The following is a 14326-nucleotide window of genomic DNA, read 5'->3' as shown; positions in this document are numbered from 1 at the left end:
TGGCAAATCTAAGTTGATGTGCTCCCGATGAGAGCATTGGCGATTTTGCGCCAGCCCCTACGTCCACGGCGACACGGGCCTTTTCCTTATCTATTCTGCGTCCAGCGGGCCTCTCTTTGATGAGTGAATTATTTGCACAGATTGCATCAGAGTGCCATAGACGCATCTTGGCGAAATTGGTTGCGGTACATGTTCGGACTTAGCTTCACCCTCATTCGGAAATGGTGCCTCAGCACTGCCGCCGACCCAAACCCGGACTCTTCCGCGATCTCTTCGACGGAGAGTGTAGTTGTCTCCAGCAGGTCCTTTGCACGCCGAACCCGCAAGCCAGAGACCCAATCGAGCGGGCTTGTTTCCGTCGTTTCCGCGAAGCGACGGCAAAGCGTTCGCTTGCTGACGTGAGCTGCTGAAGCAAGCCGTTCAACCGTGATTTGCTTGTGTATTCTTGCCAGAGTCCACTCCAGCAGTTGGGTAAGCCACGGGTGTGCCGCCTCGCCGACAGGCTTATCAATGAACTGTGCCTGGCCGCCTTCCCTATGAGGCGGGACTACCAATCTTCTCGCCACTTGATTCGCCACGACAGTCCCAAAATCTTTGCGAATGATATGAAGGCATAGGTCGATTCCAGCGGCGCTGCCGGCAGAGGACAGAATGTCTCCTTCGTCGACATAAAGCACATCCGGCTGCAATTGGATGAGCGGAAATCTGCGGGTCAGCTTCTCGATGTATCTCCAATGAGTCGTCGCGTGCCTGCCGTTTAGAAGACCCGTCGCCCCGAGAACGAAGACTCCCGAGCAAATGGAAATCAGCCGGGCGCCGCGTTCATGAGCCTTGACGAGTGCTCGAATCAGATTCCGGGGCGGCAACTCGTCCGGATCACACCAGCCTGGAATGATAATCGTGTCCGCCTTTTGTAGGCCGATCAGGCCTTTTTTCGGGGTTACGCAAATGCCTCCCGTAGCGCGAAGCGGCCGATTTTCCAATCCGCAGACCGTGAAGGTATACCACCGGTCGAACTCAGGGCGAGGGAGGCCGAACATCTCGACGGCGATCCCGAACTCGAAAGTGCACAAGCCTTCATAGGCAAGCACCGCAACGTGACGTTGCGCGGTTTGAGATCTTTGTTAGGAGCGCTTGGTTGGCATGATTTTTACGATAATCGACTTTTGGGCCACTCGCAAGGTTTGGCGGCCTCGGAGAGACTTGATGACAAGGAGGAAGTTACTATGTCAACCCTTACAAGTCCGCAGTCTGAACTCGCTCCAGGTGCGTGTGGATGCGATAAAGATGATGTTTGCACCCTCGAGGATGCTGTAGGCCAGACGAGCCGCGGCCAAACACCCTTTGCTGAGACAAGTTCCAGGAGCCGCGTACTCGAGGTTGCTACAGCACCGTCGCGATATGCTTTTGAACATTTCTCTCGGAAGCTTGAATTTGAGACAGACTGTTCCGATGTGAACTCGGCCTTTGTGTCGGGAGCGGTCGACTTTGTACTTCTTGACGTCCGCAGCGCTCAGCTTTACCGGAACGGCCACGTCCCAGGAGCCGTTAGCGTGCCGGTCTTATCCATCTCTGAAGAAAGAATGATGGAGTTTCCTCTGCACACCCACTTCGTTGTTTACTGCGCAGGCCCTCATTGCAATGGGGCAAACAAGGCGGCCATACGGCTGGCGAGGCTCGGGAGGCCTGTCAAAGAGATGATTGGTGGAGTGACCGGATGGTTGGATGAAGGGCTGACCCTGGAAAAGTGATGCAGGATCGCGGAGCCATCACGATCGGCGTAGCGCGGAGGGAAGATGGAGCATCGATCCTGTCGATGCTCCATGAATTGGCGGCCTCAGAGGGTGCGCCTCACCCTCCGCGTCTTAGTCCATCTGCGCTGGAAAGAGATGTTTTCTCAGCGGACCCGGAATTGCACATGCTCGTCGCCAAGAACGCTTCCGGCGAGAATGTGGGCTTCGTGTCGTACCACGTGAACTACTCAAGCTGGGAGGGCGCGGCCGGCATCCATATCGGTGACTTATGGGTCTCGCCGGTGTGGCGAAATCTGGGTATAGGCGGCGCGCTCCTCAAGCATGTCATCGAAGCAAATCAGCATCGCCGCATAGACGTCTTCGTTGTCAAGGACAACGATGCGCGTTTCTTCTATGAACGGTTTGGCTTCAAGGAGCAAACGCAATGGAAGCTCTATCGCAGTGAGCCAGGTGTTTAGGGAATGTTGGGACATTGCAGCGAGGCGGCTTGTGACTCATCCCATTGCCTACGAGGAGGGTATATGACTGCTGACGCTTTATTGCCGAGCCGCGAAGAGCGAGCCACGCTATGGGCTGAGGCCATCGGGCAGGCGGAGTCTTACTTCGAGGGGGTGGAGTCGCTGCCTGTTGCGCCGGCTTTGAACCAGGGCGAGCTGCACGCGCTGCTCGATGGATTCTCATTCGACAATCCGGGTTCGCGTCTTGACGTGCTCCACCGCTTTACGGAGGAGTTGAAGAGGCATCAGGTCCACACGCCGCACCCTTGCTATTTTGGGTTGTTCAATCCGGCTCCCGCATTCATGGGAATTCTGGGAGAGTCCATTGCGGCGACATTGAATCCTCAGCTTGCCGCGTGGAGTCATAGTCCGCTGGCAGTCGAGACCGAGCGGAGATTGATCGAGGCGTTTGCGCAAAAGTTTGGGTTCAGCGAAGGAAGCGCCGATGGATGCCTGACGAGCGGCGGCGCGGAGGCCAATCTGACCGCTCTGCTTTGCGCCCTGGCCGAGCGATGGCCGGGAGTTCTCGACAGCGGCCTACAGGGTGTTTCCGCGAGACCAGTTTTTTACGCTTCGGCGGAAAGCCATCAGTCGTTTCTGAAAGCGGCGCGAACGGCGGGGCTGGGGCGCGGAGCCCTTCGAACCGTGCCGGTCACCGACACGCTGCAAATGGACTGCGACGCTTTGCGGCAGATGATTGAAGAGGATCGCAGACTGGGATATGAGCCGTTTCTGATCGTTGGAACAGCGGGGACGACCGGGGCCGGAATCGTCGACTCGCTTACTGCGATAGGGGACGTGGCGCGAGCGAATGGACTGTGGTTTCATGTCGATGCTGCGTGGGGTGGAGCGGCGGTGCTGGTGCCGGAGTTGCGCACCGCTTTGGAAGGGATTGAAAAGGCCGATTCTATTACCTTCGATCCTCACAAGCTGCTCTCGATGCCTATGGGAGCTGGGATGTTCCTGACACGCCATCGCAAGATTCTGAACAAAATATTCTCCGTAAGCACTGCATACATGCCCAAGGAGGGCGAAGGTCTTGCCGTCGTCGACCCCTACATTCACTCCCTTCAGTGGTCAAGACGATTCATCGGGCTCAAATTGTTCTTGACCCTCACTACGACCGGCTGGAGCGGCTACGCGGAAATCCTTCGACACCAGTCTGAAATGGCAGATTTCTTGCGAGAACGACTGGAGAAGAGTGGTTGGAGCGTAGTCAACCGAACTAGGCTTCCCGTCGTTTGCTTTACTCCCTCGGACGAGGAGTGGGATATCGCGACGCACCAATGTGCCGCGGATGCAGTGGTTCAATCCGGAAGTGCCTGGATTTCGACTATCATCTTGCGCGGCGAGAAGCCAGCTCTACGCGCGTGTATCACGAACTACAGAACGGAACGGCAGCATATCGATACTCTTCTCGCCAATCTGTCGAAGGTTCGGCACGATCTTTCCCTCAGAAAAAGACTTGACCACAAGCAGTTGAGAGCTAGGGTTCGGCATCACACGCGAGTTCCGGAATTACCAAACGCCTCCGAGTTTGGGCGCTGGTAATACAGAAAATGAGTCTCGGGTATTGCTGCGGCTGCGTTCTCTACCGTTGTCCAACCTCGCCAGTGCGCGCATCATCTTGGCCTTGCGCGGTGCCCTTCGAGAGTGATTTTCGCGGTTATCGATCCCCTCAAACCGACTCGTGAGATCAAGCAGCCATGTCTACCGAGCAAATGCCTTCCGAATGAGTGGTGGCACTTTTCGCAAACGGAGTGACGCGACGTCGGATACAGCGCATTGACAGAGGATCGTGTTTCTCGAGTATCGGTTAGGAACGCGAAGGAGCGCTTGACCTGCTTGATCGTTACGACGATCTCCCGGCATTGAGCCTAGAACTAGGCTTCTCTAGCCACAGTCATTTCGACTCTGCCTTTCGCAACGCATATGGACGAACACCTTCGCAGTCAAACTTTCTGCTCTCGCTCGATAGAATCGCCAAGATCTCGACTGGCGAATCCGGGGTAGTTCGCTCATCGACAGACTCGGACCACTCTTCGCGCAGCCTTGAAGCGAAGCTCGTCGGAATTGAAGCCACCGGTTCAGCGATAGATGTTAGGCGGGACGATACGCTCGTCCCGCCCATTGCAGTCCTCTAGACGTTGTCGAGTGTGTAGACCGCTTCATAGAGCCCTGGATGAGCTTCACCGAACTGATGGCCCTTTTCGATCACGCCCTTTTCGAGAAGTTCTTTGAAGATTCTCTCCTGTGCTTCCAGGCTTTCGGCTTGAGCGTAGTTCACGACAGACTTGCCGTCGATGCTTTTGTGGATGCTGATGGATTTCCAGCCGGGAATCTGCTGTGCAACGGACGCTGCGCCGATCAAATGATCGACTAGAGCCTGCTGATTCTCCGGTTTAACAGTGAACACGTTGATTTGGGTAATGATGCCGCTGTTTGCTTCGATCGTAGGCATAGCTTATTCTCCTTTGATTTTGTTCTTGGGAGAGCCGCTAACGACCGGTTCATCGAAAAGGAACCCGCCCAAGATCGGAGTGCAGACGCACTCCTACTTGTCGCGGGTTCACACACGTTATGTGTGCAAACAGAGCCTTCCTGGCGGAAGGTGGTCGGGCTTACCTTACCGACCTGCCCTTTCTCGACTCCGTTCATCTTGGCACATTGGCTGTGTTGGATGCAATCTACGAGCAAAGCCAAGAAACCCGCTTGAGTTCCGTTCACGGGAGGGGCTGCTAGTCGCAGCTCTTTCGTGTCTCCAGATCTTCATTTCAGCTTCAGTCGTTCCAAAGGTTGGTGCATCAACGGCCAGCCCTTTGATCCCGGGCGCACAGACGCGCTTGTCGCCGATGACACCACGAGCTCTGGCGGATCAGCAGCGACCGGGAACGCCCTGTGCACATTCATGGTGTTCACTTTCAAGTGATTTCAAATGGCCAGGATGTTGCAGAGGCGGAACTTGGCTGGAAAGACACGATCACGATCGATTGTCACCGGCCACGGGAACTCATCGTACCGTTTAGAGGGCTCAACGGCCGTTATGTCTTCCATTGTCACAACCTCGAACACGAGGACATGGGGATGATTGCCACCTTCGAAGCCATCTGAGAACAAATGGTCCGCGTCAGAACTCCTCGATACGATCGAGCTGCGACTCTGGAAGACCTACGCCTCTCCCGAGTAACACGCAACGCTCCAAACTCGGAGTAGGAGGGCGTTTCTCAGGGAACGAGGAAAGTAGGGTGTTCGCCCTGATGCGATTACCGCCACCAGACTTCCGCAAAACACCACGACGAAGACAGTCAGGCCTTTTCCGCATCCGTATGCTGCGAGTAAAAGGCATGCCAGTGACCGCCCCGATACACGAAAATGTCGCAGGAGCGAATGAGCTTTTTCGCATCGGTTACAGCGGTGAACGTCAGCACAGCAGTGTCGCCGTTGATTGTAACGGCCATGTCGGTCGGATGATCCACCAGGTACTTTTCGATCATTGCCGCGCGCTCAGGAGTTGTCTTGCGCGTGTTCGCGACGATCGCTTCCTTGCTGTGCGTGCTGCCGTCGGGAGAGACGGAGCGGTACTCCGGCAGCAGGAGCGCATCGACGTAAGCGACATCTCCCTTTTCTTCAGCGGCCGTCCAACCTTTATCCACGGCGATCACTTCGTCGGCGGTGTGCGCTTCCTGCGAGACCTGGGCAACCCCAAATTCTGCGGCGGCAAAGATCGAAACGAGCACGAATAGAGTACCGCTCCACATGTTTTTCATCGTGAACCCCCAGGACGTCATGAAGTTTAGACGATGAGATCGTCAGTATGTAACGGCAAGTCGCCGCAAGTCGGCTTCATGATTCAGAAGCCACAATTTGCGTTCGACTCCACCTCCATATCCGGTAAGCGAGCCGTCGGATTCGATCACCCGATGACAAGGAATGACTATTCCCACTGGATTGGAAGCATTGGCCGAGCCTACTGCCCTGACAGCCGCAGGCCGGCCGATTTGTTTGGCAAGATTCATGTAAGAGACTGTCGTTCCGCATGGGATATCTCGCAAGGCTCGCCACACCGCACCCTGAAAAGGCGTTCCGCCTGTTTTCACCGGCAACGTATCGGTCGGGTTGAACTTGCCAATCTCTAACACCCACTCCAAGCAGCCGTCCACGCATTGACAGTCGTCAGGACGATCCTGCGCAGGCGATCAAGACGCTGACTCCAGGAGGCGGGCAAGTATCCAGAGGCTCTAGGCATTGAGACAACATGCTAGCAGTCCGTTCTCCGCTAGGGAAGTTGGGCCGTCATATGTAGCTTGGCCACACCGCATGCAAGGAGGCAGGTTTCATCCCATAGTGGATTGAGGTGATCCTGCTGAACGAGTTTCGGCTCTTCGGCCTCTTCGGGGTGCAGGGCTAGCGTTACGGAACGATGTTGGCGAGGTGCGATTGATCCTATTTCGTGATCTCTTGCGAGCGCTCGTTTGGTTTCACCGGGGTGTTCGCGCCGATGATGAATCTGTCTCCCCACGTCTGCATCGCTTGAACCACGCCACGCAGAGACTCTCCGGCTGAACTCAGCGAATATTCCACCTTAGGAGGAACGACCGGGTAGACCTTGCGAAGAATGACTCCATCATTTTCCAGTTCACGAAGCTGCGATGTGAGGATTCTCGGACTTAAGGCAGGTTTCAGCTTCTGTATCTGGCTAAATCGTAGCGTCCCGTGCTCCATGAGGTGATGCAGGATGAGACCCTTCCACTTTCCTCCAATCACTTCGAGACAGGCTTCAACACCACATCCGGTTTCGAGCTCGTAATTCTTGAATCGGCGGGTTCGCATGACACTATCCTCTGGGGTAGTACAACACAATATTGTAAGTATCACATTTTATGAACCTTAGCTAGAGCTGGGCGCATCTGTATGTTCGTCGCTGGATCAAAGCTATGAACATCGAGGTCGTATGCAAAAGAACATATTGCTTGTCCATGCTCAGCCAGAGTCCACATCGCTTACGCGCACTCTTGTCGAAACCGCAAAGACCCATTTGGCTGCTTCCGGGCATCGTGTGCTGGAAAGCGACCTCTATGCCATGCAATGGAAGGCTGTGTATGACGCGGACGACTTTCCCACGCGCAGGAATGATGAGAGGCTTTCCTTCATTGAGGAGTCCGGGTACGCCTTTTCCACTGGTACTCAGACGTCTGATGTTCAGCAAGAGCAGGCAAAGTTGCTGGAAGCAGACGCTGTGCTCTTCTTCTTCCCGCTGTGGTGGTTCGGCTTCCCGGCAATCCTAAAAGGCTGGGTAGATAGGGTCTTTGCCTACGGGCTGGCCTATGGGTTCAGGGACGCTGGTAACGAATATCGCTACGGAGATGGTGGTTTCGCAGGCAAGCGAGCGATGCTTGCGGTCACGCTGGGCGGTCCCAGCTACGACTACGGAAGCCGCGGAATTAATGGCGCGCTGGAGGAAATTCTTTTTCCGATCACACACGGAACATTGTTTTTCACGGGAATGGAAGTGCTTCCCACATTCGCTATCTATGGGGCAGCCCACATCACCAGCGAGGAAGTAGCCTCCGCCCAATTGGCATTGAAGAAACGACTGGACGGACTTTTCACCGACATCCCTATAACGTTTCGTCGGCAGAACGACGGCGATTATCCTGACCGGCACCAGCTTGCCGCTCACGTGGCTCCGGGAGTAGCCGGTATCTTGGCCCATGTCCATGATGCTGAGGGTTTTCTCTAATGACGGCTGCCAAACCAGTTAGCGCAAATCCTCTCTGGGTAATGTCGGAAGTGACGACCGGAGGCCGCGCTCAGTCTCGCGCGTGGCATTTGGATCGATCAATGCTTGTGCCAGAAGACGTCAACCGCGAAGTAGCGCGTTTGTCCTGATGACACTATCGACGCGTTGAGTCGCGTATCAACTTTGTGACCACGTATTTCCATTATGTCGTTTCATCGCCGAACGCCGGCTTCGTGATTCAGGAGCCACAATTTGCGTTCGATTCCACCGCCATACCCGGTCAGCGAGCCGTCGGTCCCGATCACGCGATGACACGGGACGACGACTCCCACTGGATTGGAACCATTGGCCGAGCCAACCGCCCTGACAGCTGAGGGCCGGCCAATTTCTTTGGCGAGATTCGAGTAAGAGACTGTTGTTCCGCATGGAATGTCTCGCAAGGCCCGCCATACATCGCTCTGAAAAGGCGTTCCGCCTGTTTTCACCGGCAAAGTGTCGATGGCGGCAAGATCTCCCTGGAAGTACTTGCTTATTGCGTCCGTCATACCATTCGGCGCGCGCGTCGATTCAAGGCTAAGTCCGTCTGTGCCGTAGTGAACACGCAAAAGACGATTCATACGGGTCTCGTAATCTGCCCAATCGACGGCTCGCAAGTAACCTTCGAGATCGGTGACGATCAGCATCTGGCCGATCGGAGTATTGAGCCTATCGACGAATAACCGCAAACTATGATTCATGTGCTGGATCGACATCCGAGGTGTGCCTCGCGTGCCGCTCCTTCTAATACTTTCATCGCGAGCAGGTATGGGTGCGGTCCGAAGCTTATTCTTGCGACACCTTGCTCAGCCAAGGCGCTCAAAGGCGACGTGAAGTCGCCCAACATGATATTGATGGGAAGCGGCGAAGCTTCCACAAGCCCGCGCAATCAGCGCGAGGTCGGCAAGACCGGGCACGAAAAGCCCATCCGCGCCAGCTTCTGCATAAGCGTGGGCTCGCTCAACGGCCTCTAAGATCATTGCCTGGTCATGCAGGTCGGCCGGTTGTCGAAAAAAGATATCGCTTCGAGCATTGATGAAAAAGTCAATCTCTGCATCTTCTGCTGTACGACGCGCGCTTTGGATTCGATCCGCCTGGTCGACTGAGGTCCGAAGTTCGCCGCTCCCTGGAAGGCTGTCTTCCAAATTGCAACCTACAGCTCCTCCGTCGATTGCGAGGCGGACAGTGGTGCCTACCTTATCTGCTGTAGTGCCATAACCTCCCTCCAAGTCGATAGACACTGGCAGATGTGTCGCAGAGACGATGCGCCGAAGATTGTCGATTGCAAGGTCAAGCGGCGTCTGTTCCCCGTCTTCAAATCCATTCGCGTGCGCCACCGACCAACTGCCTGTCGCGATCGCCTTCGCACCAGCCTTGGCGACTGCCCGGGCACTTCCTGCGTCCCAGACGTTAAAAAGCACGAGAGGCTTCCCTGGGATGTGAAGTGCACGAAATTGATCAGCTTTTTGGATTTGTCCGTTCATCTCGTTTCCTCGATCTTCTGGCGAAGTTACGGAACTCCCGCGACGTAACTGACGCTCTACTGTTGTGCCTGCCAATGCGTCCGCAGCTCCTGGTTGAATTCCTGCCAACGTTCCTCGGGAAAGAAGATTCTGGCGTCTTTGAACTCGACACGCCGCGTCGTACCTGGAATGTTGTCGGCGAGCCAATGTGACCATTTCACATCGAAATACACATCGTCCGTTCCCCAGACTATGAGTGTTGGCGCGTTCAATTTCTTCAATCGATCTTGAACGGCTACCGTGTAGCAGTTGTCGAAAGCCGCGAGGAAACGCTGCAAATCAAATATCCTTTGTTCGTTTTGAATAAGCGGACGAAGGTATTTTTCGATTATGTCGTCGCTCACTTGCTCGGGATTTTCGTAGGCGGGCCCCAACGCCTGCTGTGAGCGGTAAACGTTTTTATCCGATAACATCGCGTCGAGCGTTTCGGCCAAGCCACCTGCGGCTGCCATCTCCAGAAATGGCTTAAATGCTTCAGGCGGCCAATTGTCGTGTGTATCGCAATTGGTGAGTGTCATGCTGCGGACGCGTTCAGGATTCAATGCGGCAAAAATTTGCGCGATACCCCCGCCGCTATCGTTTCCCACAAGGTCGACCCGATCGATCTTCAAAGCATCGAGGAACTCTCTCAGCATGTTGGCATTGGCTGTGACCGATACATCCTGACTCTCGATGATCTCCGTGTCGCCATGCGCCAACAGATCCACAGCAATGCAGCGTCGAATGTCGGACAAGCCGTCCAACTGATGACGCCAGAGGTAGCTGTTCAACAGCACGCCGTGCACGAAGAGGGCAACTGGTCCAATCCCGCGCTCCGAATAGCTGATCCGCCCGGAAGGAAACTCAATGTTGCGACGAACTGTTGAAGATATAGTTGTCCCCACGGATCACCTTCTTCCCTGCGCGGAGACGGACGCTGCAGCTTCATTCAGTTTCAGGGCACACTCATCGCAGCAAACTTCAACTGTCTTGCCGCCTATTGTTACCTTGATAGGCTCGCCTTCGAGCGTGCAGTCGCACGCTGCGCACGTTCGTTCCATCATGATCTTCTCCTTCAATGCCCGAGATCCGGTTATCCAGTAGGCCATGATGTCAGCAGATATCGCTGTCACATTCTTTAGTGACTTTTCGGTGTGGTCCGGGGCGGGGATCGACTGATTGAAGTGGGAGACCTGTGGAAGGATCCTGTCGGAGGTGCCTTCTGGGCAGAGTGGAAGATCGCTAAAGATTTCGACAGCACCGTCCATCTCTTGCGTGGCTTACTGATTGAGGCCGGCTTCAGTACAGAGCCGTGCCGAGCGCGAAGAGGTGATAGTCGATGAATCGTAGAGAGTTCGTTCGTGTCAGCGCGGCGACGACGGCATTCGCAGCCTGGGGTAGGTCGTCCAGTGCTGCAATATTGTCCGCAGAATGCCCTTGCAAAGAGATGACCGCCGAGCAGTTTCACGCCGCCAGGAAATTTGTTGTTACACAGCAGGGGCGCATCGCCTATCTCGATATCGGGGAAGGGCCAACGGCATTGTTTCTGCATGGCTTTCCACTGAACAGTTTTCAATGGCGCGGGGCTATTCCGCTTCTCTCCATGATGCGGCGTTGCGTTGCCCCGGATTTTCTGGCGCTTGGCTACACGGAAGTAGCCAAGGGCCAAAGTGTGGCGCCACAGGCGCAGGTGGCAATGTTAGCGGCGCTGCTGGACAGACTTTCGCTTTCCAAAGTTGACATTGTCGCCAGCGACAGTGGAGGTGCGATCGCGCAACTGTTTATGACACGTTATCCAGATCGAGTGAATTCACTGCTGGTCACCAACTGCGATACAGAGCGGGACAGTCCGCCACGGGCAGTGCTTCCAGTGATCGAGCTTGGACGAACTGGAAAATTTGCCGACGAGTGGATTGGACGATGGCTTGCAGACAAGGATGCCGCACGGTCCGATACAGGGCTGGGAGGTCAATGCTACATGAATCCCTCGCGTCTAAGCGATGAAACGATAGAGACTTACCTTGCCCCGCTCGTGAAGTCAGCCACGCGAAAAGCGCTGACCAACGCTTACGCGGCGGCTCTCGCTCCGAACGCTCTCCAGGGGGTTGAAGCGTCGCTAAAGCGTTGCTATGTCGCCACGCGCATCTTGTGGGGCACAGGCGACACAATCTTCTCAACCGCGGACGCGGACTATCTCGCGCACACCGTTGCGAATTCGCTGGGGAAACGAAAGGTACCGGGCGCCAAGCTCTTCTTTCCGGAAGAGTTACCGGAACTGATTGTCGAAGAGGCCCGATTTCTTTGGAGTCTTTGAATTAATCGTATCCGCGACGCCGCGAAAGGGAATAAGTATGCGTATGCTTCATGCAATCGAAAGTCGATTGTGCGTCTGTTTGGTTTTTGTCGGAATCGTCAGCATGATTGGCTTTGAGAAGGTGCACGCGTCGGATCACCTGGATACGCCCACTGTGATCGCGGACCCTGCGGCGGACATCGGTGACCTCTATGCTTGGACATCGTCCGACGGCAAGCGACTCAACCTGGTGATGGATATCGTTGCGCATCAATTTTCCAATCGGCTTCAGTACGTCTTCCATGTAGATAGTGGGCAACAGTTCGGGAAGACCACGGCAAGCACCACGATCGTGTGTCGCTTCGATGTCGCCAATAACGTTGAATGCTGGGCCGGCAAAAAGGACTACGTGCGCGGCGATGCACACAGTGCCGCCGGGCTCGAAAGCGAGAAGCGCACATTTCGAATCTTCGCCGGTCTTCGTGACGATCCATTCTTCAACAACGTAAAGGGCCCACGAGAGGCATATAACGTTGCGGGTGCTGCTCTTAAGAATGGAACATCGGCCGATAGCGCGGGCTGTCCGAACTTCACTCCAGCCACAGCGCAAGCAATACTCGATACGTGGCGCCACACCTCCGGTCGACCGGCCACGAACTTTCTTGCTGGATGGAAGACGTCTGCAATCGTGATCTCGATCGATCTTGATGTCGTGGCGACTGGAGGAAAGCTTGCCGCTGTGTGGGGAACTGTGCACCGTGTGCCGCACGGACACACAGCCCAGATTGCGCATGGAATGGATAGGCATCCCGCGGTGCCGGCGCTTGGCGAAGCCATCGAACGCACGGCGCGTCCTCTTATAAAAAACGGGCTAGTCGGAGGCCCGCTTGACCAGGAGGCCATTAGCTATGCGCGGAGAGAGGCGTATAACCGAGTCTCACGAACAGGCTGGGGCCGATTCTCGAAGGATATCGAGAGAAATCTGAGCCTTTATGACGGATTCGATGGGACGTGCGGAAACCAGTGGCTAGCCGACAAGAACGCGGAGCCATCCAAGCGTCATAGAACTTTGGCGAAGCTGTTTGCCGACGATCGAATCTGGGTGAACACTTCCTCGTCAAGCTGCACTCAATTGTTTGCGGTCGAATTTTCGGCGTTCGACACGCCTGGAGCGCTTCCCGAAGACTGCGGAGGCAGAACGCCCAACTATAACGCGAGTAACATCTTTCGATCCTTGCTGACCAATGGCACATCCAGCGGATTTGACGATGGGCTGCAACAGGACGACAAACATCATTCAACCAGCGAGTTTCCATTTTTGGCGGAGCCATGAAAATCATTCAGTTGTGCAGTGTATCCATACTGCTGTCTTCGTGCGTGTGTGCTTCAGCAGGTGACACGACTCGTGTTAGCGCCGCGCCGGACACCACTGCGAGTATTATTGCGATCGCCAATCTCGATCAACAGATTGCCGAGTTGGGTGATAGTCCGGGCGTCGAAGACTTGCTCATTCTGAGAGAAGAGTTCCTGGCGGATTACGACGCCCTCGAACGTGCAAGCACACTTGCGGAAAGCCGATTCGCAACTTCTCAGGACTTAATGAAGCGTGCACAGACGCGTGCTGCTGTGCATCGCTTTGCAGAGGCTCTCTCCGATCTTGAGGCGGCAAAACAACGGGGTGTTCCGCTTGACCAGATTTTGGCCATGCGTGCCTCTGTACTGATCGCAACAGGACACGCAAGTGAAGTTGTTGCACAACTCAGGCGAGATCATAAGGATCATCCAAGTTTTGCATCGAGAAGTGCGCTGGCCACGGCCTATGCGTCGATGGGGCGGGTCGCAGAGGCGGATCGTTTGTACGCTGCGGCGCTGGCTGGTCTGCATACCACTCTACCGTTCCCCTACGCATGGATCTACTTTGGGCGAGATCTGATGTGGGCTGAGCAGGGTCAGAATCCGACACGCGCAGAGGCGATGTACAAACAGGCGCTCGCATATGTGCCGGAGTTCACAAGTGCGAATATAGCTCTGGCCAAACTTGAAATGACGCGGGGTCACTATGCTGCTGCAAGAGAACGGATTTCGCGGGTGGCAAGTTCGACGAATCAACCGGAGGCCCTTGCACTCTTAGGCGTTTTGGAAGTTCGGAATGGGAATATGACAGAGAGAAACGAGGAAATCTCACGTGCGCGGCAGCGATTTGAATCCCTGTTGGTCCGCTACCCTCTGGGATTCGCAGATCATGCCGCGGAGTTCTATCTTGGGCCTGGGGACGATCCGGAAAGAGCATGGCTTCTCGCGGAACAGAATCTGGCCAATCGTCAGACGGACCGGTCGGTAGCTCTGGCGGTAAAGGCTGCAGAAGCAACTGGTCGTTATCCGCGAGCATGTGAATTATTACTGAATCATGGACCTATGGTTCAGGCTTATCTGAAAGTACTGGCACAGTGGTAAGGAGAATGCGAGCCGGTCAAACGGAGTTTCTTTAATCGGCGCCTTTTAGA

Annotated in this window: 16 protein-coding genes and 1 pseudogene; 8 read left to right on the top strand and 9 right to left on the bottom strand. The window is 55.2% G+C overall.

Going from position 1 to position 14326, the window contains the following annotated elements:
- Positions 1-146: 146 nt before the first annotated feature.
- Positions 147-1106: pseudogene (gene ftrA, locus ACPOL_RS13755) on the bottom strand (transcriptional regulator FtrA); the annotation flags it as partial.
- 120 nt (positions 1107-1226) lie between these two features.
- Between ftrA and ACPOL_RS13750 the strand changes: the two are divergent.
- The 3 genes from ACPOL_RS13750 to ACPOL_RS13740 all read left to right on the top strand — a co-directional run bounded on the left by ACPOL_RS13750 (position 1227) and on the right by ACPOL_RS13740 (position 3802).
- Positions 1227-1751, top strand: coding sequence for a rhodanese-like domain-containing protein (locus ACPOL_RS13750; protein ID WP_114207563.1), 525 nt, complete (start codon positions 1227-1229; stop codon positions 1749-1751).
- Positions 1751-2212 carry a GNAT family N-acetyltransferase gene (locus tag ACPOL_RS13745; protein WP_114207562.1) on the top strand — a complete coding sequence of 154 codons (462 nt, stop codon included), beginning with the start codon at positions 1751-1753 and terminating at the stop codon, positions 2210-2212. Before ACPOL_RS13750 ends, ACPOL_RS13745 begins: the two co-directional genes overlap by 1 nt.
- Before the next feature lie 63 nt (positions 2213-2275).
- Positions 2276-3802: a pyridoxal phosphate-dependent decarboxylase family protein gene (locus ACPOL_RS13740; RefSeq protein ID WP_161557353.1), complete on the top strand. Its 1527-nt coding sequence runs from the start codon at positions 2276-2278 to the stop codon at positions 3800-3802.
- A 589-nt stretch (positions 3803-4391) separates the two neighbouring features.
- Here ACPOL_RS13740 and ACPOL_RS13730 read toward each other — a convergent pair.
- Positions 4392-4712, bottom strand: coding sequence for an antibiotic biosynthesis monooxygenase family protein (locus tag ACPOL_RS13730; protein WP_114207560.1), 321 nt, complete (start codon positions 4710-4712; stop codon positions 4392-4394).
- A 437-nt stretch (positions 4713-5149) separates the two neighbouring features.
- Here ACPOL_RS13730 and ACPOL_RS13725 point away from each other — a divergent pair, with 437 nt between their 5' ends.
- Entirely contained in the window at positions 5150-5362 is a 213-nt protein-coding gene (locus tag ACPOL_RS13725) for a multicopper oxidase domain-containing protein (RefSeq protein ID WP_161557352.1), read from the top strand.
- 194 nt (positions 5363-5556) lie between these two features.
- On the opposite strand, the gene ACPOL_RS13720 is transcribed toward ACPOL_RS13725, so the two are convergent.
- The 3 genes from ACPOL_RS13720 to ACPOL_RS13710 all read right to left on the bottom strand — a co-directional run bounded on the left by ACPOL_RS13720 (position 5557) and on the right by ACPOL_RS13710 (position 7081).
- Complete coding sequence (locus tag ACPOL_RS13720) at positions 5557-6018, bottom strand: nuclear transport factor 2 family protein (RefSeq protein WP_161557351.1); 462 nt, start codon at positions 6016-6018, stop codon at positions 5557-5559.
- A 42-nt stretch (positions 6019-6060) separates the two neighbouring features.
- Entirely contained in the window at positions 6061-6390 is a 330-nt protein-coding gene (locus tag ACPOL_RS13715) for a methylated-DNA--[protein]-cysteine S-methyltransferase (RefSeq protein WP_275066516.1), read from the bottom strand.
- Between the two features lie 304 nt (positions 6391-6694).
- Positions 6695-7081 carry a winged helix-turn-helix transcriptional regulator gene (locus tag ACPOL_RS13710; protein WP_114207556.1) on the bottom strand — a complete coding sequence of 129 codons (387 nt, stop codon included), beginning with the start codon at positions 7079-7081 and terminating at the stop codon, positions 6695-6697.
- A gap of 121 nt (positions 7082-7202) precedes the next feature.
- On the opposite strand from ACPOL_RS13710, the gene ACPOL_RS13705 reads away from it, so the two are divergent.
- Positions 7203-7991, top strand: a complete 789-nt coding sequence (locus ACPOL_RS13705; protein ID WP_114207555.1) for an NAD(P)H-dependent oxidoreductase — start codon at positions 7203-7205, stop codon at positions 7989-7991.
- Between the two features lie 212 nt (positions 7992-8203).
- Here ACPOL_RS13705 and ogt read toward each other — a convergent pair whose 3' ends face one another.
- From ogt to ACPOL_RS13690, 4 genes are read right to left on the bottom strand one after another with little or no spacing between them, the layout of a single operon-like run.
- The gene (gene ogt / locus ACPOL_RS13700; protein ID WP_114210822.1) at positions 8204-8728 is read right to left on the bottom strand and encodes a methylated-DNA--[protein]-cysteine S-methyltransferase; all 525 of its coding nucleotides are present in this window, start codon (positions 8726-8728) and stop codon (positions 8204-8206) included.
- Positions 8725-8874, bottom strand: a complete 150-nt coding sequence (locus tag ACPOL_RS36250) for a hypothetical protein (RefSeq protein WP_414633348.1) — start codon at positions 8872-8874, stop codon at positions 8725-8727. Before ACPOL_RS36250 ends, ogt begins: the two co-directional genes overlap by 4 nt.
- Positions 8834-9511 (bottom strand): isocitrate lyase/PEP mutase family protein, encoded by a 678-nt coding sequence (locus ACPOL_RS13695; RefSeq protein WP_201759222.1) that lies wholly within the window; start codon positions 9509-9511, stop codon positions 8834-8836. Before ACPOL_RS13695 ends, ACPOL_RS36250 begins: the two co-directional genes overlap by 41 nt.
- 56 nt (positions 9512-9567) lie before the next feature.
- A complete protein-coding gene (locus tag ACPOL_RS13690) occupies positions 9568-10434 on the bottom strand; it encodes an alpha/beta fold hydrolase (RefSeq protein WP_114207554.1) in 867 nt (288 codons plus the stop codon).
- Between the two features lie 434 nt (positions 10435-10868).
- On the opposite strand from ACPOL_RS13690, the gene ACPOL_RS13680 reads away from it, so the two are divergent.
- The 3 genes from ACPOL_RS13680 (at position 10869) to ACPOL_RS13670 (ending at position 14276) form a co-directional block, all read left to right on the top strand.
- Positions 10869-11843, top strand: a complete 975-nt coding sequence (locus ACPOL_RS13680; protein ID WP_114207552.1) for an alpha/beta fold hydrolase — start codon at positions 10869-10871, stop codon at positions 11841-11843.
- 103 nt (positions 11844-11946) lie between these two features.
- On the top strand, positions 11947-13155 hold the full coding sequence (locus ACPOL_RS13675) for a DUF4331 family protein (RefSeq protein WP_161557350.1): 1209 nt from the start codon (positions 11947-11949) through the stop codon (positions 13153-13155).
- Positions 13152-14276: a tetratricopeptide repeat protein gene (locus ACPOL_RS13670; protein WP_114207550.1), complete on the top strand. Its 1125-nt coding sequence runs from the start codon at positions 13152-13154 to the stop codon at positions 14274-14276. The genes ACPOL_RS13675 and ACPOL_RS13670 overlap by 4 nt, the downstream gene beginning before the upstream one ends.
- Positions 14277-14326 lie beyond the last annotated feature (50 nt).

This window comes from Acidisarcina polymorpha (genome assembly GCF_003330725.1).
GTDB classification, from domain to species: domain Bacteria; phylum Acidobacteriota; class Terriglobia; order Terriglobales; family Acidobacteriaceae; genus Acidisarcina; species Acidisarcina polymorpha.
This window is presented reverse-complemented; position numbering and strand designations above follow the sequence as displayed.